26 protein-coding genes are annotated in these 23,083 nt (G+C 31.3%); 12 read left to right on the forward strand and 14 right to left on the reverse strand.

The genetic code is table 11. The features are described from left to right. Nucleotides 1-39: 39 nt before the first annotated feature. The 3 genes from Q4528_RS08605 to Q4528_RS08615 form a co-directional block, all read right to left on the reverse strand. Nucleotides 40-1,167 carry an NADH-dependent flavin oxidoreductase gene (locus Q4528_RS08605; protein ID WP_017637428.1) on the reverse strand — a complete coding sequence of 376 codons (1,128 nt, stop codon included), beginning with the start codon at nucleotides 1,165-1,167 and terminating at the stop codon, nucleotides 40-42. A gap of 235 nt (nucleotides 1,168-1,402) precedes the next feature. Then, nucleotides 1,403-1,783, reverse strand: coding sequence for a S1 domain-containing post-transcriptional regulator Ygs (gene ygs, locus Q4528_RS08610; protein ID WP_017637429.1), 381 nt, complete (start codon nucleotides 1,781-1,783; stop codon nucleotides 1,403-1,405). 313 nt (nucleotides 1,784-2,096) lie between these two features. Continuing rightward, entirely contained in the window at nucleotides 2,097-2,690 is a 594-nt protein-coding gene (locus tag Q4528_RS08615) for a peptidylprolyl isomerase (RefSeq protein WP_046466504.1), read from the reverse strand. A gap of 65 nt (nucleotides 2,691-2,755) precedes the next feature. Between Q4528_RS08615 and kapB the strand changes: the two genes are divergently transcribed. The 8 genes from kapB (at nucleotide 2,756) to mnhG1 (ending at nucleotide 9,035) form a co-directional block, all read left to right on the forward strand. Next, nucleotides 2,756-3,136 (forward strand): sporulation phosphorelay system protein KapB, encoded by a 381-nt coding sequence (gene kapB, locus Q4528_RS08620; protein WP_029055592.1) that lies wholly within the window; start codon nucleotides 2,756-2,758, stop codon nucleotides 3,134-3,136. 127 nt (nucleotides 3,137-3,263) lie between these two features. Then, complete coding sequence (locus tag Q4528_RS08625) at nucleotides 3,264-5,687, forward strand: Na+/H+ antiporter subunit A (RefSeq protein ID WP_303521259.1); 2,424 nt, start codon at nucleotides 3,264-3,266, stop codon at nucleotides 5,685-5,687. Further along, nucleotides 5,668-6,096, forward strand: a complete 429-nt coding sequence (gene mnhB1, locus Q4528_RS08630; protein ID WP_017637433.1) for a Na+/H+ antiporter Mnh1 subunit B — start codon at nucleotides 5,668-5,670, stop codon at nucleotides 6,094-6,096. Before Q4528_RS08625 ends, mnhB1 begins: the two co-directional genes overlap by 20 nt. Further along, complete coding sequence (gene mnhC1, locus Q4528_RS08635) at nucleotides 6,096-6,443, forward strand: Na+/H+ antiporter Mnh1 subunit C (protein ID WP_017637434.1); 348 nt, start codon at nucleotides 6,096-6,098, stop codon at nucleotides 6,441-6,443. Before mnhB1 ends, mnhC1 begins: the two co-directional genes overlap by 1 nt. Next, nucleotides 6,430-7,926, forward strand: a complete 1,497-nt coding sequence (gene mnhD1, locus Q4528_RS08640) for a Na+/H+ antiporter Mnh1 subunit D (RefSeq protein WP_303521260.1) — start codon at nucleotides 6,430-6,432, stop codon at nucleotides 7,924-7,926. The genes mnhC1 and mnhD1 overlap by 14 nt, the downstream gene beginning before the upstream one ends. 2 nt (nucleotides 7,927-7,928) lie before the next feature. Further along, nucleotides 7,929-8,408: a Na+/H+ antiporter Mnh1 subunit E gene (gene mnhE1 / locus Q4528_RS08645; protein ID WP_026083494.1), complete on the forward strand. Its 480-nt coding sequence runs from the start codon at nucleotides 7,929-7,931 to the stop codon at nucleotides 8,406-8,408. Beyond that, nucleotides 8,408-8,701 carry a Na+/H+ antiporter Mnh1 subunit F gene (mnhF1, locus tag Q4528_RS08650; RefSeq protein WP_017637437.1) on the forward strand — a complete coding sequence of 98 codons (294 nt, stop codon included), beginning with the start codon at nucleotides 8,408-8,410 and terminating at the stop codon, nucleotides 8,699-8,701. The genes mnhE1 and mnhF1 overlap by 1 nt, the downstream gene beginning before the upstream one ends. Continuing rightward, the gene (gene mnhG1 / locus Q4528_RS08655) at nucleotides 8,679-9,035 is read left to right on the forward strand and encodes a Na+/H+ antiporter Mnh1 subunit G (RefSeq protein WP_017637438.1); all 357 of its coding nucleotides are present in this window, start codon (nucleotides 8,679-8,681) and stop codon (nucleotides 9,033-9,035) included. Before mnhF1 ends, mnhG1 begins: the two co-directional genes overlap by 23 nt. 71 nt (nucleotides 9,036-9,106) lie before the next feature. Here mnhG1 and bioB read toward each other — a convergent pair whose 3' ends face one another. Next, nucleotides 9,107-10,090, reverse strand: a complete 984-nt coding sequence (gene bioB, locus Q4528_RS08660; RefSeq protein WP_017637439.1) for a biotin synthase BioB — start codon at nucleotides 10,088-10,090, stop codon at nucleotides 9,107-9,109. 218 nt (nucleotides 10,091-10,308) lie between these two features. On the opposite strand from bioB, the gene Q4528_RS08665 reads away from it, so the two are divergent. Further along, nucleotides 10,309-11,466: an NAD(P)-binding domain-containing protein gene (locus tag Q4528_RS08665; RefSeq protein ID WP_029055596.1), complete on the forward strand. Its 1,158-nt coding sequence runs from the start codon at nucleotides 10,309-10,311 to the stop codon at nucleotides 11,464-11,466. A gap of 81 nt (nucleotides 11,467-11,547) precedes the next feature. On the opposite strand, the gene Q4528_RS08670 is transcribed toward Q4528_RS08665, so the two are convergent. The 6 genes from Q4528_RS08670 to Q4528_RS08695 form a co-directional block, all read right to left on the reverse strand. Beyond that, the gene (locus Q4528_RS08670; protein WP_017637441.1) at nucleotides 11,548-11,922 is read right to left on the reverse strand and encodes a PaaI family thioesterase; all 375 of its coding nucleotides are present in this window, start codon (nucleotides 11,920-11,922) and stop codon (nucleotides 11,548-11,550) included. A 21-nt stretch (nucleotides 11,923-11,943) separates the two neighbouring features. Further along, nucleotides 11,944-13,260 carry a Na+/H+ antiporter family protein gene (locus Q4528_RS08675; RefSeq protein WP_029055597.1) on the reverse strand — a complete coding sequence of 439 codons (1,317 nt, stop codon included), beginning with the start codon at nucleotides 13,258-13,260 and terminating at the stop codon, nucleotides 11,944-11,946. A gap of 152 nt (nucleotides 13,261-13,412) precedes the next feature. Further along, nucleotides 13,413-14,897: a M17 family metallopeptidase gene (locus tag Q4528_RS08680; RefSeq protein WP_303521263.1), complete on the reverse strand. Its 1,485-nt coding sequence runs from the start codon at nucleotides 14,895-14,897 to the stop codon at nucleotides 13,413-13,415. Nucleotides 14,898-15,077: 180 nt separating this feature from the next. Then, nucleotides 15,078-16,286 (reverse strand): NAD(P)/FAD-dependent oxidoreductase, encoded by a 1,209-nt coding sequence (locus Q4528_RS08685; protein ID WP_017637444.1) that lies wholly within the window; start codon nucleotides 16,284-16,286, stop codon nucleotides 15,078-15,080. A gap of 261 nt (nucleotides 16,287-16,547) precedes the next feature. Then, nucleotides 16,548-16,907, reverse strand: a complete 360-nt coding sequence (locus tag Q4528_RS08690; RefSeq protein ID WP_017637445.1) for a HesB/IscA family protein — start codon at nucleotides 16,905-16,907, stop codon at nucleotides 16,548-16,550. A gap of 12 nt (nucleotides 16,908-16,919) precedes the next feature. Then, on the reverse strand, nucleotides 16,920-17,165 hold the full coding sequence (locus tag Q4528_RS08695) for a YuzB family protein (protein WP_017637446.1): 246 nt from the start codon (nucleotides 17,163-17,165) through the stop codon (nucleotides 16,920-16,922). Nucleotides 17,166-17,490: 325 nt separating this feature from the next. Here Q4528_RS08695 and Q4528_RS08700 point away from each other — a divergent pair, with 325 nt between their 5' ends. Then, nucleotides 17,491-18,555, forward strand: coding sequence for an NAD(P)/FAD-dependent oxidoreductase (locus Q4528_RS08700; protein WP_046466501.1), 1,065 nt, complete (start codon nucleotides 17,491-17,493; stop codon nucleotides 18,553-18,555). Between the two features lie 214 nt (nucleotides 18,556-18,769). Here the strand turns inward: Q4528_RS08700 and Q4528_RS08705 are convergent, their stop codons facing one another. Further along, nucleotides 18,770-19,084, reverse strand: a complete 315-nt coding sequence (locus tag Q4528_RS08705) for a YuzD family protein (RefSeq protein ID WP_046466500.1) — start codon at nucleotides 19,082-19,084, stop codon at nucleotides 18,770-18,772. 99 nt (nucleotides 19,085-19,183) lie between these two features. Between Q4528_RS08705 and Q4528_RS08710 the strand changes: the two genes are divergently transcribed. Further along, nucleotides 19,184-19,426 carry a NifU family protein gene (locus Q4528_RS08710; RefSeq protein WP_002433501.1) on the forward strand — a complete coding sequence of 81 codons (243 nt, stop codon included), beginning with the start codon at nucleotides 19,184-19,186 and terminating at the stop codon, nucleotides 19,424-19,426. A gap of 170 nt (nucleotides 19,427-19,596) precedes the next feature. Here Q4528_RS08710 and Q4528_RS08715 read toward each other — a convergent pair whose 3' ends face one another. Next, complete coding sequence (locus Q4528_RS08715; protein WP_046466499.1) at nucleotides 19,597-20,451, reverse strand: LysR substrate-binding domain-containing protein; 855 nt, start codon at nucleotides 20,449-20,451, stop codon at nucleotides 19,597-19,599. A gap of 134 nt (nucleotides 20,452-20,585) precedes the next feature. On the opposite strand from Q4528_RS08715, the gene Q4528_RS08720 reads away from it, so the two are divergent. Continuing rightward, nucleotides 20,586-21,578: a YeiH family protein gene (locus tag Q4528_RS08720; RefSeq protein ID WP_017637450.1), complete on the forward strand. Its 993-nt coding sequence runs from the start codon at nucleotides 20,586-20,588 to the stop codon at nucleotides 21,576-21,578. Between the two features lie 68 nt (nucleotides 21,579-21,646). Here the strand turns inward: Q4528_RS08720 and dltD are convergent, their stop codons facing one another. Both dltD and dltC read right to left on the reverse strand, forming a co-directional pair. Continuing rightward, a complete protein-coding gene (dltD, locus tag Q4528_RS08725; protein WP_046466498.1) occupies nucleotides 21,647-22,840 on the reverse strand; it encodes a D-alanyl-lipoteichoic acid biosynthesis protein DltD in 1,194 nt (397 codons plus the stop codon). After that, nucleotides 22,837-23,073: a D-alanine--poly(phosphoribitol) ligase subunit 2 gene (dltC, locus tag Q4528_RS08730; RefSeq protein WP_017637452.1), complete on the reverse strand. Its 237-nt coding sequence runs from the start codon at nucleotides 23,071-23,073 to the stop codon at nucleotides 22,837-22,839. The genes dltD and dltC overlap by 4 nt, the downstream gene beginning before the upstream one ends. Nucleotides 23,074-23,083: the final 10 nt, after the last annotated feature.

The raw sequence follows: 23,083 nt of genomic DNA on the forward strand, positions 1-23,083 counted from the left end.
TATCAATTGGTTTTTGATATCATCCTAGTCATTTAAATATTATTTATCTTTTCTTGGTAATGGATAAAAGCCTTTATTAAATTGTTCCCATAAATTTGGTGGTAATTCATGATTATCTTCACGTTCAGGATCAAAGTTATTAATAATTTCTGATTCTCGACCTTCTTCAATTTTACTTACAAAGTTATAATCTAGAAGTATCTCACGACCTAGTGCAACTAATTCTACACCTACATCTTCAATAGCATTTAAAGCATCATCTGCTGTAAATACTGAACCTATTCCTATTAAAGGCATACGTCCATTAATCCATTTATGAATTAATTTAAGTCTATTTTGTCCTTCGTATTGACCTTCACGTGTTTTAGAATAAACGTCCATAAGAGATACATGTATATAATCAATATCTTTTTTAGTAATTGAATTAATTAATTCTTCTGTGATATCCATTGTAATACCAGGAGATTCTGCTTCTTCTGGTGATAAGCGATAACCTACGATAAAGTCATCTGAAGCATGTTCTTTTTTAGCTTTTAAAACTTCATCAATAACAGCATTAGGGAATTTTAAGTTTTCTGCCCAAACATCGTTTCTTCTATTATAGTAAGGAGAAACGAATTGATGAATTAAATAGTGGTTAGCACCATGTATTTCCACACCATCAAATCCTGCTTCAATAACACGTCTTGTTGCTTCACCGAAATCCTTAATAGTTTGTTCAATTTCCTCAGCGCTCATTTCTCTCGCGTCATGTTCTTCTTGTTGTCCAAAACTTTTTAATGAGATTGGGCTTGGTGCAACGACATCACCATTAGGTGTTAAATTAGGCAAAGCTTGTGCACCACCATGATGTATTTGAACTAATGCTTTTGCACCATTCTTTTTCATTGCTTGTGCTAATTGTTTTAGTCCTTCTATATCAGAGTCATGTGCTACTGAAGGTTGTCCAGGGAATGCTTTACCCACATCATTTACATTACTAGCTGCATTAATTGCAAGTCCTACATCTTTAGAACGTTTTTCAATATAAGGTAATTCAACATCAGAAATGGTTCCATCATCGTTTGAAGAAACATGTGTTAATGGCGCTAAAACAAAACGATTTTTTAGTTCTACACCATTACGTAATGTTACACTCTCAAACAATCGATTATATTTACTGTTCATATATTTAACCTCCACATTTAATAATACATGCGACTATATCACGAAATATATGTACGCTCTATTTTTTTGCTTACAGTCACACACAAAACTTTTCAGTTTATTCATACTATGATTTTTAAGTTGTACTATTTATCAAATACAAAATAAAAACGATAACTTCCAATATTTATTGGAAATTATCGTTTCTACAAGTTCTCTATACTTTTGAAATATAAAGAATTTAAATTACGTCAATTTAATCTTGACGTATAGTACGTTTAGACCGTTTGATCCAGACCGGTAAGCGTTCTTCAAGTGTTTGAAACCCATACTTTTCTGTTTCTTTTATCTCATCTAGCACCGACTGTTTTTCTTTCTTACGTTCATAATTTTTAAAGTAATCGTTATCTTTAAGTGACAAGTTAAGTTTGCCTTCATTATCAATAGATAAAATCTTTGCTTTTACTACTTGTCCCTCAGATAGAAATTTCTTCAAGTTATGGACATAATCATCCATGATTTCTGAAATATGGATAAGTCCTTCAGTATGGTCAGGGGCCTCAACGAATGCGCCATACGGTTGAATACCAGTCACACGTACCTTAATATGTTGACCTTCTTTATAGTGATTATTCAACTTGATAACCCCTTATTTCGTTTTCTTAACACTATTATCATAGCATAAAACAAATTAAGGGACTAACTATAACGTTGAATTTTTTGAATTATTTTGCTATAAATATAACAAAATATAAATCAATAGCTTTTCACATAGTAAAACAAATTATCCCTCAGAATTTTTAATATCGTTTAACTCCTAAGAATAACTATTAAAAAATCACGATAACAGGTAATCAACCTACTATCGTGATTTTTAATTTATATTTAATTCTCACGCGATACTTTTTGACTTTTTCAAAAAAACAATAAGAAGTATCTCGTATTAATTTTTATTCTTCAACGTCTATAGATTCAATAACTACATCGTGAACTGGTTTATCTTGTGGACCTACTTTAGTGTTAGCAATATCTTCTAACGTAGATTCCCCTTCAATAATTTGTCCGAATACTGTATGTTTTTGGTCCAACCATGGTGTTCCACCATTTTCACCATATGCTTTAACGATAGGTTCTGGCCAACCACCATCAGCTAGTTGACTTAACATATTTTGAGGAACTTCTTTCATTTGAACAATGAAAAATTGTGATCCATTTGTATTTGGACCAGCATTTGCCATTGATAAAGCACCATAAAGGTTAAATGCTTCTAATGAAAACTCGTCTTCGAATGCACCGCCATAAATACTTTCTCCACCCATACCAGTTGCTGTTGGGTCACCGCCTTGTACCATAAAGTCATTGATGACACGGTGGAAAGTCACACCATTGTAGTAACCATTTTTAGCATGTGTAACAAAGTTTTCAACTGTTTTAGGTGCAATGTTAGGGAATAACTTAAATGTCATATCACCTTTATTAGTATGCATTACAATTTTAATTTCATCTTTTTGAATCTCTTTATTTAACTGAGGATAGTTCGTCATTAAAATTCTCCATTCATGTTATGATATATGTATATATTAACATATTTGAAAGGAAGTAATATAGAATGTTATATCGATTTTCTCACAAGACTGGAAGTTATGGCGTTTCCATAAAAGAGGAAGATGATGATCAAGTCTTAGTTCAAGTCGAACAAGTGATCAAACATCCTAAACAGGGTGATTTACATTCACCAAATGAATCAGAAGATGTATTCTTTCATGAACGTAGAGCATTAAGTCACTTTGAAAAGAGATATGCTAAGCGTTCACAATTACGTGACTTTAATGTTGAAAAAATGTCATATGAGGAATCATTACAACAAGCCATTTCCAATTTAGAAGAACAACTTAAAGAAAAGAATGATGCCCACGCGAAACGTTCATTGCAAAATTTAGAGCAACTTAAACATGATTATTCAATTCAATACAAACAAAAATTTTATTAAAAATGACGTGTTTCTTCATATTTAAAAGCGATTGAAATACAGTGATTTCAAGCAGTATCACGTTTTTCAGAATGATATGATTCATGTATAATAAATATCATAAACATTTTTAAAGGAGGACAATTTAGTGAGTTTGTTACATATTGCGGTACTATTACCGTTAATATTTGCACTCATTATCCCAATCTTATATAGATTCTTTAAAAGAATTCACATAGGTTGGTTCGTGTTACCTGTCCCCGTCGTCTTATTTATATATTTCTTAACTTTTATTACGACTACTATGTCAGGTAATACCGTAATGAAAATTTTTAAGTGGATGCCACATGTCGGTATGAATTTTAACCTTTATGTAGATGGATTAGGATTATTATTTAGTTTACTGATAACAGGTGTCGGCAGTTTAGTTGTCTTATACTCCATTGGTTATTTAAGCCAATCAGAACAATTAGGGAATTTTTACTGTTATTTATTACTTTTCATGGGTGCAATGTTAGGCGTTGTACTTTCAGATAACCTTATCGTTTTATATTTATTCTGGGAGTTAACTTCGTTTTCAAGTTTTTTACTTATTTCATTTTGGAGAGACAAGCAAGCTTCCATTTATGGCGCTCAAAAGTCTTTAATCATTACTGTTTTTGGAGGACTAAGTTTACTAGGCGGTATTATTTTACTTTCTATTTCTGCAGATTCGCTAAGTATTCGTTATATTATTCAGCATGTAGCTGATATACAAAGTAGTCCTTTCTTTATCTTAGCAATGATTTTTGTACTAATTGGTGCGTTTACTAAATCAGCACAAGTTCCCTTTTACATATGGTTACCAGATGCAATGGAAGCACCTACACCTGTAAGTGCTTATTTACATTCTGCAACGATGGTAAAAGCTGGTTTATATTTAATAGCTAGAATGACTCCTATTTTCGCAGTGTCACAAGGATGGATTTGGACAGTTACTCTAGTTGGATTAATTACCTTGTTTTGGGCATCATTAAACGCTACGAAACAGCAAGATCTCAAAGGGATTTTAGCATTTTCTACTGTGTCACAACTGGGAATGATTATGTCTATGCTAGGTATTGGTGCTGTTAGCTATCACTTTGAAGGTCAGGATAGTCAATTATATATCGCGGCTTTCACAGCAGCTGCATTTCACTTAATTAACCATGCGACGTTTAAAGGTGCATTGTTTATGATAACTGGTGCAGTCGACCATAGTACGGGTACTCGTGATGTTAGAAAATTAGGCGGTTTATTAACGATTATGCCAATTTCATTCACAATTACAGTGATTACTTCTTTAAGTATGGCTGGCATACCCCCATTCAATGGCTTTTTATCAAAAGAAAAATTCATTGAATCCGTTATTGAATTAACGCATGCAAATACCATGAGTTTAAATACAATAGGTATTATCTTTCCAATATTAGCTATTGTTGGTAGTATCTTTACTTTTGTATATTCAATTAAATTTATTATGCATATATTCTTTGGACAATATAAACCAAATCAATTACCTCATAAAGCTCATGAAGCATCGATATTAATGCTTATTTCGCCTGCTATATTAGCAATATTAGTTATTGTATTTGGTTTATTCCCAGGAATTTTAACACAATCAATCATAGAACCAGCAACAGCTTCAATGAGTCAAACTTCTCAAGTGAGTGCTGAGTTCCATTTATTCCATGGTATAACTCCAGCATTTATCACTACAATTTGTATTTATATCGTAGGAATTTTATTAATTTTAACGTTTGCTTATTGGATTAAATTATTACAGGCACAACCTAAACAAATTACTTTTAATTATTGGTACGACGGTTTAGGAAAATATATCCCAACTTATTCTAAAAATATGACTAATAGTTATGTGACTGGCTCTGCTAGAAATAATCTGGTCATTATCTTTGGCTTATTAATATTATTAACAACTGTTGTATTACTTAGCGTGCCATTTACTATTAATTTCAAAAATGTTAGTCATATTAGAATTTTTGAAGTTGGAATTATCGCTTTACTTGTTATAGCAGCATTTTTAATTATATTTGCTAAATCTCGTTTGTTTAGCATTATTATGTTAAGTGCAGTGGGTTATTCAGTATCTGTGCTATTCATATTCTTTAAAGCACCTGACTTAGCCCTTACACAATTTGTCGTAGAATCAATTTCTACTGCATTATTTTTACTATGTTTTTATTTCTTACCTAATCTTAACCGTTACAACGAAACACGTTCATTTAAAGTAACAAATGCATTAATCTCAGCAGGAACTGGACTTGTCGTGATTATTTTAGGATTAATTGCATATGGTAACCGACACTTTGAATCTATTACTCATTACTATCAAGACCATGTCTATGATCTTGCTTCTGGTAAGAATATGGTCAATGTCATATTAGTCGATTTCCGTGGTATGGATACGTTATTTGAATCATCAGTATTAGGTATTGCAGGATTAGGCATTTATACAATGATTAAACTGCGCAAAAAGCATCAACGTCATACAGAAACGAGTGAGGTGAAACGTCATGAACAGACAGAAAAATGATTTAATGTTTCAATATACAGCTGTCATTATTTTCTTCATGATTATGATGTTTGGTTTTTCTTTATTCCTTGCAGGTCATTATACTCCTGGTGGCGGCTTTGTCGGTGGTTTATTATTTTCTAGTGCCTTAGTTATCATTACTATCGCATTTGATATTAAAACGATGCGAAAAATTTTCCCTATAGATTTTAAAATACTTATAGGTATTGGGTTATTATTTTGTGTTGGTACACCAATGGCTAGTTGGTTTATGTCTAATAACTTTTTCACACATGTTACTTTTGATATTCCGCTTCCATTGTTACAACCAATGCATATGACAACCGCTGTATTCTTTGACTTTGGTGTTTTATGTGCAGTCGTAGGAACTGTAATGACTATTATTTTATCGATTGGAGAGAACGAATAGTGGAGATTATTATGATATTTGTTAGTGGCATACTTACAGCAATCAGCGTCTATCTCGTTTTATCTAAAAGTTTGATACGAATCATTATGGGAACTACGCTACTAACACACGCAGCAAATTTATTTCTAATTACTATGGGTGGATTAAAACATGGCGCATCACCTATCCACGAAAAAGGAATTCATAGCTATGTTGATCCAATCCCTCAAGCACTTATATTAACAGCTATCGTTATCGCATTTGCTACTACGGCTTTCTTTTTAGTACTAGCCTTTAGAACATACAAAGAGTTAGGTACTGATAACGTGGAAAGTATGAAAGGAGTTCCAGAAGATGTCAGAGAGTAATATGCTAGCCCTTACTTTAGTTGTACCTATTCTAACGGCAATATTACTCGTCTTTATTGGAAAACGACCATATATAAAACGTTATGTCGCTTTAGCAGGTACAATGATTACTTTAGTTATATCTATTATTAATTTGTATAATGTATTTAAAAATGGACCTATTAAATTGGAATTAGGCTCATGGAAAGCACCTTACAGTATTGTATTTGTATTAGATACTTTTAGTGCATTACTAATCATTACAAGTATTATTATTACTGCACTCATCATTCTATATTCTTATAATTCGATTGGTGTTGACCGAGAAAGATTCTATTATTATTTCTCTGTAATGTTCATGCTTATAGGTATTATTGGTGCCTTTACAACAGGAGATATATTTAACTTATTTGTATTTTTTGAAGTATTCTTAATGTCTTCATATTGCCTTTTAGTTATTGGCACTACAAAAATACAACTACAAGAAACGATTAAATATGTATTAGTTAATGTTGTTTCTTCATCATTCTTTGTTATGGGTGTCGCTATTTTATATTCCGTTGTCGGAACTTTAAACTTGGCACACATCAGTCAACGTTTGAATGAATTATCAGCACATGAAAGTGGCTTAATAAATATTGTATTTATACTATTCATTTTCGTCTTTGCTACTAAAGCTGGCGTCTTCCCAATGTATGTATGGTTACCTGGTGCTTACTATGCACCACCGTTTGCTATTATGGCATTCTTTGGTGCTTTACTTACAAAAGTAGGCGTATATGCCATTGCCAGAACATTAAGTTTATTCTTTAATAGTTCAGTAGGTTTTTCTAACTATGTCATATTATTCTTAGCGTTATTAACAATTATTTTTGGTTGTGTTGGCTCAGTATCCTACTATGATACGAAAAAAATCATTTTATATAATATCATGATTGCAGTAGGCGTTATTTTAGTCGGTGTTGCTATGATGAATGAAACGGGCATGATTGGTGCTATTTACTACACTATTCATGATATGTTAGTTAAAACATCCCTTTTCTTCTTAATAGGTGTCATGTATAAAATTACAAAAACTACGGATTTACGTCAATTTGGTGGACTAATTAAACGATATCCTGTTCTTGGGTGGACATTCTTTATAGCTTCGTTAAGTTTGGCAGGTATACCGCCACTTAGTGGTTTTTACGGTAAATTGTATATCGTAAAAGCTACATTTGAAAAAGGATTTTATTTAACAGGTATCATAGTATTAATCTCTAGTTTAGTGGTTTTATATTCTGTTATAAGAATCTTCTTAAAAGGATTCTTCGGAACACCTAAAGGATATGATATATCAACTAAAGTAAATAGTTATGGTTTAATTACTGTTTCAGTGATTGCTGTTGCCATTACTGTATTATTTGGATTATCAGCGGATGTCCTATACCCAATTATTAAAGATGGCGCAGAAACATTCTATGATCCAAGCGTATATATTAATAGTGTATTGGGAGGTAAATAATGATGGCAGTCCAAATTGTTGTTAATTTATTAGTTTCAATTGTGTGGTTACTCATTTCAGATAGCTATACATTAAACAATTTCGTATTAGGTTATTTATTTGGTCTCATATTGGTTTATCTCCTTCATCGCGTAATGCCAGGAAAGTTTTACTTAATTCGTATATATAGAATGATTCGATTAGTCTTTATTTTCTTATTAGAATTAATAAAAGCTAATCTAGATGTCTTAAAAATCATCTTAAAGCCACAAATCACTAATAAGCCGGGATTCTTTGTATATCCAACAGATTTGAAGACAGACTGGCAAATAGTGTTACTTTCCAATTTAATTACATTAACACCCGGGACTGTAGTTCTTGGTATTAGTGATGATCGTACCAAAATCTATATACATGCTATTGACTTTAGTACAACCGAAGAAGAAGTTGAAGGAATAAAATCTTCTTTAGAAAAAGTTGTTAGAGAGGTGGGCGAAGAATAATGACAATTAAAACAATAATTATTATTGCATTAGTCATAGTCGTTTTATCAATGTTGGCTATGCTAGTTAGAGTTATTTTAGGACCCTCTCTAGCAGATAGAGTAGTTGCATTAGATGCCTTGGGTCTACAACTAATGGCCGTTATTGCACTCTTTAGTATTTTAATGAATATTAAATATATGATTGTAGTTATTTTATTAGTAGGTATTTTAGCCTTCTTAGGTACAGCCGTTTTCTCAAAATTCATGGATAAAGGTAAGGTGATAGAACATGATAGAAACGATAGTCATTAGTATTTCTCTTATCTTAATCATTATTGGAGCAATCATCAGTGCTGTAGCTGCTATTGGTTTATTAAGACTTGAAGATATCTATTCTCGTGCACACGCTGCTGGTAAAGCCGCTACATTGGGAGCAATGAGTTTATTAATGGGAGCATTTTTATATTTTATTGGTACTGAAGGTTATACAAACATGCAATTAATCATTGGTATTATCTTCGTCTTAATTACTGGCCCCCTATCAAGTCACATGATAATGAAAGCAGCTTATAATACAAATACACCTTATAGTAAAAATACTAAAGTTGACGAAATTAAAGAAGATTTAAAAGATAAAAAATTATAAATATTATTTGAAAAGGACCAATCGATAAAATCATACTTCGATTGGTCTTTTTAATAATCATTGATACTATTCTAGATTTGGGTAACTTTATCATTCACTACATCTATATCGAATCCTAAATCCTTTAACATATCATAATCTAATTGATTAGGTTGACCACCTGTTATTAAGTAATCACCTACAAATATAGAATTAGCAGCTTGTAACGCTAATGGCTGTAATGAACGTAAGTTAACTTCTCTTCCACCTGCAATTCGTATTTCTTTAGTTGGATTAATTAATCTAAACATTGAAATGATACGCAAACATTTCATTGGTGTTAATTCGTCCATATTTCCAAATTTAGTTCCCTTTATTGGATGTAAAAAATTTATGGGAATACTATCTGCATCAATCGCTTTGAGTGCTAAAGCCATATCTATAATATCCTCATTCGTTTCACCCATACCGCATATAACTCCAGAACAAGGTGAAATCTGGTTTGCTTTCATAACCTCAATAGTATTAACTCGATCTTCATATGTATGTGTAGTTACCACGTTATCATGATAACGTTCACTTGTATTAATATTGTGATTATAGCGGTCTACGCCTGCTTCTTTTAATTGTGAAGCTTGCTCTTCATTGGTTAAACCTAAGCATGCACATATTTTAAGTTGTGGATGTATAGTTTTAATTTCTTGTACGGTATCACAAATATGTTTAACTTCTTTATCACTAGGACCTCTACCACTCATAACAATACAATACGTTCCTATCTGATTTTCATAAGCCACTTTTGCCCCTGCTTTTATTTTCTCCTTATCAACTAAACCATATCTTTGCTTTTGTTTCATTTCTCTAGATTGCCCACAATAACCACAATCTTCAGGACATATACCACTTTTAGCATTAAGTATCATATTTAATTTTACTTTTTTACCATAGTAATGTTTTCTAACGATATATGCTTCATGTAATAACTCCAATGTATCTATTCTGTCGCTTTCGAAGATACTTAGCCATTCTTTTTTAGTAAAATTGTCTTCTTTCATAACTCTTTCTGATAATTTCATTCAATTTTCCCCCTATTATCATAAAATAAATCTTCTTTATGTATATATGAGAATCTAAATACTATTCTATTATAATGTAAACTAATTTATTTTAAAAGTTTACATTATAGCTATGGGTTATTATTTTCATGAAATTGTATTAGAAGTAGAAATGTGCTATAATTTTTAAATCGTAATAATTACGTTTTATATAGTAAATTAGAAAGCGAGTTGATAACATGCACTGGACAATTATTGGTGGTGGCATTCAAGGTACAACAATAGCTTTAAAACTAAGACAAGCCGGCTTATCATCTAACGAATTGACAATAATAGACCCTTATCCTTCATTATGTGAACAATTTAATACTTATACTCAACGTATTAGTATGCCATTTTTAAGATCTCCATTTGTACATCATATTCACCCTGAGCCATTTCATTTAAAACAATATGCTAAATTTAATCAATATACAGGTGCTACATACGGTCCTTATAAACGACCACAGCGTGATATGTTTATGCATCATACTCATGAACTTATCCATCAATATCATTTAAATGAGAGTCACATACAAGGATTTGTTAAACATATAAATCGAAAGCAACATCAATGGCAGTTAGAATTGGCAAACGGTCAAACCATTCAAACAGAATTTTTAATTATTGCACATGGTTGTAACCATCGCGCGAATATTCCACCTATGTTTCAGCAACAACCCGATGTCCAGCATATTTTCAACGAAGCGGAATCGCAAATAAATATTAATCAAACTTCTCATGTCGTGGGAAGCGGAATATCAGCCGCACATTTGACACTTAAATTAATTAATACTAATCATCAAAGAACAATTCATTTATGGTTAAATAAAGATATTGAAATTCATGATTTTGACGCCGACCCAGGTTGGCTTGGTCCTAAGAATATGAAACATTTCTTAAATATCGAATCTTCACAGGAACGAATGAGAATTATTAAGGCAGAACGTCATAAAGGATCAATGCCTCACGAACTATATCTTCGTATTAAAAAACATGTAAATAATGGTCGTTTAGTTCTTCATAAAAATGAAATTAAAGATATTAAAGATCATCATATCATTACAACTCACAAATCGATTTATTATGACCATATTTTATTAGCTACTGGATTTGAAAATACTGTCATGAATCAACCTATTATCCAAGATTTAATTACTCAATTGAACGCTCCATTAACAAAATGTGGTTTTCCTAACATATCATATGAGTTAGAATGGTTACCTAATTTATTTGTAGCTGGTGGACTAGCAGATTTAGAACTTGGTCCCTTTGGTAGAAATATTATGGGCGGTCGAGAAGCTTCTGAAAGAATCTGTCATGCATATAATCGCATACTAAAAGAAAAAGTATCTTAATAAACAACAAATTACCCCTATAATTGAAATTATATTTCAACTATAGGGGTATATATTATTTATAAATTTATGAGATATATTTTACTTCAAAGCTTTAATTGCCATTGTCCCTCTCATAATACTAATTAGGTTATCGTTTTCATCTTTAATTTCAATATTCCAAACTTGTGTTGATTTACCTTGGTGGATAATAGTAGCTATTGCAATAACCTTTCCTTCTTTTACTGAATGGACATGGTTAGCATTCATTTCTAAACCTAATGGAATATACTGAGTCGTATCTATTAAATTCGCTGCTCCAAGTGAACAGGCAGTTTCTCCTAAGGCCAAACTCGCACCGCCATGTAAATATCCAAATGGTTGTTTCACTTTATCTGTAACTGGCATTGAAATAACTACTTTGCCTTCTTCTTCAATTTCAACATTCATTTCAAAAGTTTCTAACAAATTGGTCAACTTAGAACACCTCTTTTTATACTATAATACCATGGCTGCTATCGTACCAAAAATAATCAATGGTATATTATAGAATAAAAAGTTTGGAATACATGTATCTCTAATATGGTCATGTTGTCCATCCATATTAAGTCCTGCTGTTGGACCTAAAGTTGAATCACTAGCTGGTGAACCTGAATCACCTAATGCACTAGCTGTACCTATCAATGCAATTAAAGCCATTGTATCTAAACCAATTGAAGAACCAAATGGAATAAATAATGAAGCAATAATTGGTATCGTCGCAAATGATGAACCGATACCTAGCGTAACGATTAAGCCTATAATATACATAATTACTATACTTAGTAATTTATGATCTCCTGTAATACTTGTTAAACTTTTTACTAAGTTATCTATATCTCCAGTAGCATTCATGACACCAGCAAAACCATTAGCCGTCAATATTACAACACCAATATATGCCATAATTTTGATACCATCTACAAATTGTTCGTCTAATTCGTGCCAACTATATGCACGTGAAATGAAGAATACAAGAACACCTGCTAAAGCACCAAAAATCATTGAATCTGTTAATGTTTGAACAATAAAAGTTGCTAAAATCGCAATGATAGTAACAACTAAAATATATGGTTTTACTTCAGTTACGGTTGCTCTATCATTAATATTTCGCTCTTCATATTTTCTTGGTTTGCGGTAAACAATTAAACCTAAAATTAAACCAACGATATAGCCCATTGAAGGAATTATCATCGCTTTCCAAATCATATTAAACTCGATAGGATGGTGTGCTTTTTGAAAACCACTTTGAATAATTTGATGATATATTTGACCAAAACCATAAGGTATTAAAACATAAGGCCAACATAATCCAAATCCAATGACTAAACCAATGACTCTTCTATCAATATTTAAATCATTGAATAAACTTAATAATGGTGGGATAACAATTGGAATAAATGCAATATGTACAGGTATTAAATTCTGACTCATAATACTCATTGCTAGTAACGCAACGATAATAATTATTTTTACTTTAATTCTTGAAAGTCGACTATTTTCAGAGTGAATTGCATTAATTATTTTTCCAACTAAATAGTCTGTAATACCACTATAGGAAATTAATGCAGCAAATCCTCCTAATAATGAGTAGCTCAATGCGACTTCAGCACCGTCAACAATATTCTTCCCAAATATACTTATAACTTTTTCAACACTCATACCAGACAGTATGCCGCCAACAAGTGCACTAATAAATAAACTTATAACGACATTCAATCTACACAAGCATAAGATAATCATTAATATAACAGCTATAACTACTGCATTTACCATAAGCAAAACCATCCTTTATCACTCTATCGAACTAAAGCGTTTATGGATAATATCATAGCAATTCAATAATATAAAGTCAATATAAAAATAAAACCAATTGCATATTATAATTAACAACAAGAAAGGAGGTTCAAACCTCCTCCCTTAATAAACTAATTCATTGTTTTCAACCATTCTATAATCGTTGGAATCATATAACCGGTTGGTCCCTTTGGTCCTTTATAAGACATTTTATTTATAGTAGCTGGTCCTGCGATATCAAAATGCATATGCGGAATTGATCCACTAAAGTGACTAATAAAGGATGCTGCAAATAAAGCTTTTCCTTGTCCATTCGTATGATTAACTAAATCAGCTACGTCGCTATTTTTTATTAATTGTCTTTCAGTTTGAGAAATAGGCAGCTCAAATACTTGTTCATCAACATTTTTAGCCAATTTTAAAATTTCTTGTAGCTGATTAGAAGCATGTGATTCAAATGCAGCAGCTTTATCTTCACCTAAGGCTACAATAGCTGCACCTGTTAATGTTGCAAAATCTAATATAACTTGTGGCTTAAATTGGGTAGCAAAGGCTACAGCATCACCTAATACTAGTCGCCCTTCTGCATCGGTATTTAGAACTTCAACGGTTTCACCATTAAACGCTGTGTATACATCATCAGGTTTCATAGCTTTTTCATTTATCATGTTTTCAGCTGAAGCAATTACACCAATAATATTGATAGGAAGTGCTAATTGATGAGCAACCTTTATCATTGCAACAACATTAGCTGCACCACACATATCGTATTTCATTGTTTGCATGCCTGTTTTACTTTTAATGCTATAACCACCGGAATCATAAGTAATTCCTTTACCAACTAATGCGATTGGATCTGCATCATCTTGACGACCTTGATAACTTAACGTAATGAGTCTTGGACTATGAATAGAACCTTTTCCTACTGCATGTAATAATCCAAATCCTTCATCTTGTATAGTTTGTCCATCTTTAATCTCAACACTAACTGACGTATCTTTAAATAGCTTATCTACACTTTCGGCAAAATATTGTGGAGTTAAAATATTAGGTGGTATTTGGCTAAAGCCACGTGCTATATTAATTGATTCACCTAAAATTTTCCCTTCTTGTATCATTGATTCTATATCTTCATATCTTTGATTTACGTTTATATATAAATTAGGTTGATATGGTGAGCGTTTATCTGATCTGTAATTATCGAATTGATATATAGATTGTTCACTTTGTAACCCTAGCGTTTTCGCTATAATACTGTCATTAATATACTTATTTAAAAATGATGATAATATTAACTCCGTTTCAGTAATAAATTCTTGTTTTAAATATTGAAATAAATTTCCCCATATTTTTAATAAATCCGCGTAATTCAATTGTTTGATGTTACCTAATCCTACTGTTATTAATCTTTTAGGTTGTTCTTGAATATATATTATTGAAGTCGCAATTTTTCCAATGCCACCTTGGATAATATGATTTTGCTTTAATGTTTGTAAATCTTCAATTAATGATTGATCATTATAATTTATATTTTCTAATTGATTTATATGTTCAGGTATACCAACGATAATATTATGTATATCGTTGTGAGTTGTCGAATTAACGTAAATTTTCATAAGCGCTTTCTCCTTTTTATTTTGATTCATTTGTAAATCATTTTATATCATTTCAAAATAGAAAAATGACTATTACTGAAATAATTATTTAGTATTTTATTTACAAATCATCTTTTCTTAATAAGCATACAAAAAAGCCTCCAAACTATTAAGTAAGGAGGCTTACATTATTATAAAAAGTTAGAATTTACCTTTTTTGAATGCTAGACCTATGCCACCGATTTTGAATACGGCACGAGTGTCGATAACTTTTTTCATGAACGCTGCTTTTTTACCAGTAATATCTTTACCGTAAACAATACCTACACCGTCATGTGAACCTAATGAACATACTGTACCACGGTCAACATATTCAAATTCTTCTTTAGCTTCACCATTTAAGATATGTTTGATGTTTTTAGCAACATGTTCACCTTGTTGCATTGCAATTTGTGCTGTTGTTGGTAATGGACGTTCTTCACCAGCAGGAACGAATGCAGAACAGTCACCAATAACAAAGATATCGTCATGACCTGCAATTGTAAGATCTTGGTTAGTAACAATACGACCACGTTTAACGCCTTCGAAAGATTCTTCCATTAAGTGGCTTCCACGTACACCTGCAGCCCAAACTGAAGTGCCTGCTTCTAATTGTTGTTTTTCACCATTGATTTCAACAACAAATCCTTTTTCATTACATGCAACGATTGGTGTAGCGATTTTGAATTCAACGCCACGGTTTTCTAAGTAGTTTACTGCATGATTAACTAAGTCATCTGAGAACATTGGTAACATTTTAGGTGCCGCTTCAACACAAGTTACTTTAACTTTGCTTTGATCGATACCATATTTGCTACATAATTCAGGGATTCTGTCAGTTAATTCACCTAAGAATTCTATTCCAGTGAATCCTGCACCACCAACTAAGATGGATAAATCATTTTCATCTTTCTCTTTAGAAGCTGCATAATTAGCAAATTTATCTTCAATATGACGAGATAATTGCCGTGTAGTTAAAACGTTTTCGATTTGGAAAGCGTAATCTTTCATACCATCAATACCAAATGTTTCACTAACAAATCCTAATGCTACAACTAAAATGTCGAAGTCATAGATACCTTTGTCAGTTTCTACTTTTTTAGCATTACGGTCAATTTTAGTAACTTCTGCTTTTACAAAGTTAACTTTGTCTTTTTTCAATACACTTTCAACTGGGTATAATAAATCTTCATAATTAATTGTACCTGCTGAAGCTTCATGTAACCAAGTTGCTTCATAGTGATAATCATTTTTGTTGATTAAAGTAATTTCTGCTTCTTCTGCAGAAACTTCTTTTTGTAATTTAGTAACAGCTTGTAAACCTGCATAACCTGCACCTAAAACTAATACTTTTTTACGTTCTTGAGCCATTATTTTCACCTAAGCTTTCATAATATTTTAACTCTAGTGTAGCATAACTAAAAATGATTAAACTTAAATAAGTAACACATTTTAAAACTACGACACACAATAATTATTACGTCTTTTTCATCAAGCTATTTCTCGTGAAGTTCACAGAAAAGACAATATTAAATCCAAGTTTAATTCTATAGCTTTTGTACAATATTTTCAAGCGACAATAGTGCACTTTGTGAAAAATTTAATTTATTAAATTAATTGCTGTATATCGCTTTAACAATCTTCCGGGTTTCCTGCAACTTTAGCTGTTCTAAATGAACTACCACAACCACATGAAGCAATAGCGTTTGGATTATCAATTTGGAAACCGCCGCCCATTAATGATTGCTTAAAATCGATTGTCGTACCATTTAATACTGGGGCATCATGTTTATCTACTAACACTTTTAAACCAAAGAATTCTAATATTTCATCATTTTCGCCTGGTTCAGCTTCTGCTGACATGCCATATGTTAAACCCGTACATCCGCCACCATTAACTTTAATTTTTAAATAGCCATCGGGCATATCATTACTTTGTAACATATCTTTAACTTCATAAGCTGCTGCTTCAGTTAATATAACTGTTTGCATAATCATAACCTCCTATAATAAGTTCGTGAAATCATTTTCTTCTATATGTTTATATATATTATTTAACAAATCGTCCGGTGTATCTCCTTCAACAATATCACCATCGACAAGTGCGTACAAGCCGTCGGAACATATACCGCAGTTTTGTAAACATCCATATTCTAAAACATCTATATCAGGATCATTTTCTAATTTTTCATAAACTACATCCCCACCTTTAGCCATATTGGAAATGCAGAATTCAACTAACGGAAACATACGACACCCTCTCTAAAATAATAGTTATAATATTATAACAAACTACCAGTTGTTATGACTATCTTTGAGCTTAAAATGTTAAAAATAGAAATTTTTACAAATAAAACAATATATTCAATTTCATTCGATATATGTTTGTAGTCAATTTGAAAAACCGATATAATAATCATATAAATACATAGTCTATAAAATAAGATGTTAAGGGGTTATTCTTTTCATCATTTTAAGGGGCATAATTGCATAAAATGACATTAAATAAGTGTCTTTCTAAATCAATTGCACACTTATTTATAACAAGATTTTTAGGATAAAGGGGTATACTAAAATGAAAAATATTGTTTTATTAGGCGGGGGTTACGGTAATATGCGCATCATGTCTCGTATATTGCCTAATTCATTACCAGATGGTTATAGGTTAACATTAATCGATCGTATGCCATTTCATGGCTTAAAACCTGAATTTTATGCACTAGCTGCTGGAACAAAATCTGACAAAGATGTTCGTATGGAATTTCCTGGAGATTCTAAAATGAATACTGTCTATGGGGAAATTAATGAGATTAATTTAGATGAACAAATTATTTCAGTAGGTAATTCAAAAGTCGATTATGATGAGTTAGTGATTGGTTTAGGTTGTGAAGATAAATATCACAACGTTCCAGGTGCTGATACATACACACATAGTATTCAGACACTATCAAAGGCTCGCGAAACATTCCATAGTATTAGTGAATTACCTAATGGGGCTAAAGTTGCTATTGTCGGTGCTGGTTTAAGCGGCATTGAGTTAGCAAGTGAGCTAAGGGAAAGCCGTGTTGATTTGGAAATTTTATTATACGATAGAGGGTCTCGAATCCTAAGAAACTTCCCAGAAAAATTAAGTAATTATATTGCAAAATGGTTCTCTAAACATAATGTAACAGTTGTACCTAACTCAGTTATTGATAAAGTTGAACCAGGTAAAATATATAATAATGGTGTTCCTGAAGATGTAGATTTAGTTGTGTGGACAGCAGGTATTCAACCAGTTGAAGTTGTTAGAAATTTACCAATTGATATTAACATTAATGGTCGTGTTATTTTAAATCAGTATCATCAAATTCCAACATACAAAAACGTTTATGTAGTTGGGGATTGTGCAGATTTACCGCATGCACCAAGTGCTCAATTAGCAGAGTTACAAGGTGAACAAATTGCTGATGTCATGAAAAAACAATGGAATAATGAGCCATTACCTGAAAAAATGCCAGAACTTAAAGTTCAAGGCTTCTTAGGTTCACTTGGTGATAAACAAGGATTCGCTTATATCATGGATCGTACCGTTACAGGTAGACTTGCTTCCATCCTTAAATCAGGCGTACTTTGGTTATATAAATATCATAATGGTTAAAAATATAAATTAAGACAGCCTGGGACATAAATCAATGTCTCAGGCTAAAATTTTATATTGGCAGTAGTTGACTGATTTGAAAATGCACTTGTATCAAGCTTTTTTCAATTCTAGTCAACCTTGCCGGGGTGGGACAACGAAATAAATTTTGGAAAAATGTTATTTCTGTCCCACTCCCTCTTTTTCTATAGATAAAAATTAGACATTTTAATATTTAAAAATGTTGCTCCACAAATTGTGTTATTTGTTTCGTTTGAATATATCCATCTGCCACATACTCATCGTTCATAGTAATTAATGGATAAAATAATTCATCTTCTTGAATACGTTCAATAAATTGTTGATCATGATCTGTTAAATTTTCTGTATCTTTTTCAATATCGATATATGTAAATTCAAATTGATGTTGTGGAAATTTTCGCTTAAGTAATGGTTGTAACCAATCGAATGTATCTTTTGATGTCGGTGCATTAACACAACTCGCACATACAATATCTGCCCCATAAACAACAACACTTATTTTAGTCATTGAAATCCCTCGTTTTGATTTATAGATTTTTCGTTCTTAATCTATTATAATGTACTAATAATGATAATGAAATAATATACTTGAAAGGAGACATATCTCATGCCTACTGAGAATGCGACAATGTTTGATCAAGTAGCTGAAGTTATAGAACGTTTACGTCCATTTTTATTACGTGATGGCGGCGACTGTACATTAGTTGACGTTGAAGACGGAATTGTTAAATTACAACTACATGGTGCTTGTGGTACATGCCCAAGTTCTACAATTACTTTAAAAGCTGGTATTGAACGTGCTTTACACGAAGAAGTACCTGGTGTTATCGAAGTTGAACAAGTATTCTAATTTGTTTACAAGTAATTATTTACTTTGTTTTACAAATTATGAAAATCTTCATATATTATAGATATTTAAGACATAGTAACCACTCAGATGGATTGAATTCAATCATTTGAGTGGTATTTTTATGTCTCTGAAATTTTGGATTTGTTTTATTTTTATTAAAGTTAATAAAATCATTCTTTTTTCGTTTCATCATTATAATATTGGCATTCGAATAGATCTATGATGGCTTTTAAATTATTGTCCACGTATTTATCTTTGTGCTTAGTAAGGTAGAAATTACGAAACACGTCTAACTCGATAGAAGCAAGCACTTCTTTTGGTTCTTTTTCTAATACTGATTTAGAAATTACTGTAAATCCCTTACCTGCTTTTACCATATCTACTATCACTTGATTTGAATTAATTTCCACCAAATAAGGATGCAATTCTAATCTAGTTAATCCAATTTCCTGATACACCCTTGTTCCAGATCCTTGTTCTCTCACATAACATACTTGATTCTTATCAAAGCCTATTTGCCTATTATAAATTAAAACCATTTCATCTTGGGAAATACATGCTAAATCAAGTGTGTTATCTTGAATTTCACGTTCAATAATGCCAATATCAACAATATTATGTTTTACATTATCTATGACCGTATCTGAATTCATTAAATAAGCATTAACATGTAAGTCTGGATATTCATTAGCAACTTTAATTAATTTTTCAGATAAATATTGTTCGCCGTATGTGTAACTACTACCTATCGATATTGATCCAGCAATAATATTAAGGTCATTTTTTAGATCATGCCATAACTCTTGTTCAATATTTTCACGTTGCAACGCATAACGTAGAATCTTTTCTCCATCTGATGTTAAACATATTGTTGGCCGAGTAAACTCAAAAATTTTAACATTATATCTTGCTTCTAATCTTTTAATATCTCGACTAATCGATGGTTGAGATGTATATAGATTCTCGGCTGCTTTAGTAAAATTAGCTGTTTTGACCACTTCTATTAATACTTTGTAAGGATCCATGTACTTTCTCCTTGTTCTATACTCATTTATATTATTAATATGATTATAACAAATTTGATATAGATAGTATGTTAAATATTTATTTAACGATATAATTATGTAATGCTAAACTTTTCGTAAAGGAGGAACATGTCATGAATAAAATTAAGGATAAGCACTTTATTATAGGTATCTTATTTACATTTATCATCGCAATCATAAGTCTTGTATTATCTAAATTACCTGTCCTTAGTCAAATTGGTGGTTTATCAATCGCAATTCTTATTGCTATACTTTATCGACATTTCAAAGGATATCCAGAAGATTATAAAAGTGGAATAACATTTTCATCTAAATACTTATTAAAAATTGCGATTGTCTTTTATGGTCTCAAATTAAATATTGATGAAATATTAGGACATGGTGGTCAATTATTATTAATGGATGCGTGCGTTATTGTTTTCAGTATCCTATTCACCTATTTTATTAGTCGCATAGTAAAAGCAGATACTTCAATAACAACATTATTAGGCGTTGGTACTGGTATCTGTGGTGCAGCCGCTATCGCAGCAATAGCACCAATTATAAAATCAAGAGACAAAGATACAGCTATTAGTGTCGGCATCATTGCATTAGTAGGGACTGTCTTCTCATTAATTTATACATTTATTTATTCAATCATTCATATCTCCCCTGTACATTTTGGTATTTGGTCTGGAACTAGCCTTCATGAAATTGCACAAGTTGTTTTGGCTGGTAATTATGCTGGGGTAGAATCTCTTAAAATAGCTTTATTAGCAAAATTAGGACGTGTATTTTTATTAATTCCAGTTATATTAATATTTATTTTTATTGTGAAATTTAAGAATAAAAATGATAAACAAGCACACCATATTGATTTTCCGTATTTTTTAATTGGATTTATATTAATGGCATTAATCAATACATATATTCCTATCCCTCACGCATTATTAAAAATAATAGAGGTAGTAACTAATATTTTCTTATTAATGGCAATGGTTGCATTAGGATTAAATGTATCATTCAAAGATTTAAAATCAAAAGCTTTAAAACCGTTATTCATAATTATTTTTGTATCTATTTGTTTATCAATTATAAGCTATTTTATTTCTACTTCTTTATTCTAAAAAATACGCCTTTCAAGTATACTTCGATGAACTATTTGTCATCTTAGATTCTTGAAAGGCGTTAATTATTAATTTGATTCTTTTTGTTTGTGTTTGTCTTTATCAACTTGAGGTTGTTTTTTGTCATTCATATGTTTGGCAATTTGTTGATCTACATAGACCCAACCTTTCCAACCAATATGAACCGCGTCACTAATGACATATTTTTCATAATCTTTATCAGTCATATCGTATATTTTACCGCCATTATCAACGACAGTTGAATGAATTTTTTTGTACACTGCTTGGCGTCTATCACTATCGATACCAATATGATCATACCATTTACCATTTGATGGGATACTTACATATTGTACATCTGCGCCAGCTTTATTCATTGTTTGAACAAGTAATTTTAAATCTTGGAACTCTGGAGAATTAACGTTAAATTCATAATCACGATTTATTTTACGTTTATTTTCTTTGATCAGTTTCCAATATGGGTCTCTAATATGATAATCATTAGTTTTGGTATTATTTTTACCAATTACTTCTGCTTTGTCTTTCATTTGGCCCCATGATGCTTTTTCATCAGTTGCAGGTTTAACATGAGATAAAGGTGGTTTAGTGATAGAGAATAATGATTTAATTGCTTCAATCTTAATTAATTGATTTTCTTTAAATGCTGAAATATAGTGACCTGATACATTATGTGGATCTTTAGCAACTTTTCTTAAATACGCTTTGTTATGTACATGCGGGAATTGCAATAAACGTTTGGCATAACGTTGTTTCAATTCAGCAGGCATATTTTTTTGATTAAACATCGTGTTAATTTGATTTTGAGACATACGAGCATCAAAGTTTTGGTTTGTTAATCCATGATTAGTAAACCATTGTGGTGAGATAATAAAAGTTAATTTTTTACCTTTTAAATTATCATACTGAGATGCAAGTTCTACTGCATTAATTAAATCTGTTGACCCACCAGTGCCTAGTAAAAATACTGGTTTATCTGAATTGTGCTTATTTAACGCAATTGCTGGATTAAATGGATCATCTTTACCTAATTCACTTGAACCATAAACTGGATAATATTTATCCGACTTATATAGTTGATTTTGAATGAGCGTGCCTTTTAATACTTGATCTGTTAATGAAATTCTATTATTAGCAAGCGTTTTATCATTAATTAGCCCTGTAAATAATTGTGCGGGTAACAGAACAAATATAATAAATATAATGCCACTAATTAGAATGGGTAAAAAAGGTTTTAATTTCATCGTAGTTCTTCTAATGCTTCCACAATTTTATTTGGTGTAGCCCACTCATCACGATCAAAGTCCATAATAGAAACTTCGATATCTAATTTATTTTGAATTTCTAATAATAAACCTACTGTTTGGAAAGAATCAATAATACCTTCTTCGAAAATTTCTACATCTGGATTTTCTTTTACAATATCGTTTTCTGCAACCTCTGCTAATAAGTCTAATACTTGTTCTCTAAATTCCATAATTAATTAC

Source organism: Staphylococcus pasteuri, from assembly GCF_030547725.1.
GTDB lineage: Bacteria > Bacillota > Bacilli > Staphylococcales > Staphylococcaceae > Staphylococcus > Staphylococcus pasteuri.

What these genes read in the sequence shown, in the direction of transcription:
- Q4528_RS08605 (WP_017637428.1), bottom strand. Translation starts at nt 1,167, where the DNA reads ATGAACAGTAAATATAATCGATTGTTTGAGAGTGTAACATTACGTAAT.
- Q4528_RS08615 (WP_046466504.1), bottom strand. Translation starts at nt 2,690, where the DNA reads ATGACGAACTATCCTCAGTTAAATAAAGAGATTCAAAAAGATGAAATT.
- kapB (WP_029055592.1), top strand. Translation starts at nt 2,756, where the DNA reads ATGTTATATCGATTTTCTCACAAGACTGGAAGTTATGGCGTTTCCATA.
- mnhB1 (WP_017637433.1), top strand. Translation starts at nt 5,668, where the DNA reads ATGAACAGACAGAAAAATGATTTAATGTTTCAATATACAGCTGTCATT.
- mnhD1 (WP_303521260.1), top strand. Translation starts at nt 6,430, where the DNA reads ATGTCAGAGAGTAATATGCTAGCCCTTACTTTAGTTGTACCTATTCTA.
- mnhE1 (WP_026083494.1), top strand. Translation starts at nt 7,929, where the DNA reads ATGGCAGTCCAAATTGTTGTTAATTTATTAGTTTCAATTGTGTGGTTA.
- mnhF1 (WP_017637437.1), top strand. Translation starts at nt 8,408, where the DNA reads ATGACAATTAAAACAATAATTATTATTGCATTAGTCATAGTCGTTTTA.
- mnhG1 (WP_017637438.1), top strand. Translation starts at nt 8,679, where the DNA reads ATGATAGAAACGATAGTCATTAGTATTTCTCTTATCTTAATCATTATT.
- bioB (WP_017637439.1), bottom strand. Translation starts at nt 10,090, where the DNA reads ATGAAATTATCAGAAAGAGTTATGAAAGAAGACAATTTTACTAAAAAA.
- Q4528_RS08665 (WP_029055596.1), top strand. Translation starts at nt 10,309, where the DNA reads ATGCACTGGACAATTATTGGTGGTGGCATTCAAGGTACAACAATAGCT.
- Q4528_RS08675 (WP_029055597.1), bottom strand. Translation starts at nt 13,260, where the DNA reads ATGGTAAATGCAGTAGTTATAGCTGTTATATTAATGATTATCTTATGC.
- Q4528_RS08680 (WP_303521263.1), bottom strand. Translation starts at nt 14,897, where the DNA reads ATGAAAATTTACGTTAATTCGACAACTCACAACGATATACATAATATT.
- Q4528_RS08685 (WP_017637444.1), bottom strand. Translation starts at nt 16,286, where the DNA reads ATGGCTCAAGAACGTAAAAAAGTATTAGTTTTAGGTGCAGGTTATGCA.
- Q4528_RS08690 (WP_017637445.1), bottom strand. Translation starts at nt 16,907, where the DNA reads ATGCAAACAGTTATATTAACTGAAGCAGCAGCTTATGAAGTTAAAGAT.
- Q4528_RS08695 (WP_017637446.1), bottom strand. Translation starts at nt 17,165, where the DNA reads ATGTTTCCGTTAGTTGAATTCTGCATTTCCAATATGGCTAAAGGTGGG.
- Q4528_RS08700 (WP_046466501.1), top strand. Translation starts at nt 17,491, where the DNA reads ATGAAAAATATTGTTTTATTAGGCGGGGGTTACGGTAATATGCGCATC.
- Q4528_RS08705 (WP_046466500.1), bottom strand. Translation starts at nt 19,084, where the DNA reads ATGACTAAAATAAGTGTTGTTGTTTATGGGGCAGATATTGTATGTGCG.
- Q4528_RS08710 (WP_002433501.1), top strand. Translation starts at nt 19,184, where the DNA reads ATGCCTACTGAGAATGCGACAATGTTTGATCAAGTAGCTGAAGTTATA.
- Q4528_RS08715 (WP_046466499.1), bottom strand. Translation starts at nt 20,451, where the DNA reads ATGGATCCTTACAAAGTATTAATAGAAGTGGTCAAAACAGCTAATTTT.
- Q4528_RS08720 (WP_017637450.1), top strand. Translation starts at nt 20,586, where the DNA reads ATGAATAAAATTAAGGATAAGCACTTTATTATAGGTATCTTATTTACA.
- dltD (WP_046466498.1), bottom strand. Translation starts at nt 22,840, where the DNA reads ATGAAATTAAAACCTTTTTTACCCATTCTAATTAGTGGCATTATATTT.
- dltC (WP_017637452.1), bottom strand. Translation starts at nt 23,073, where the DNA reads ATGGAATTTAGAGAACAAGTATTAGACTTATTAGCAGAGGTTGCAGAA.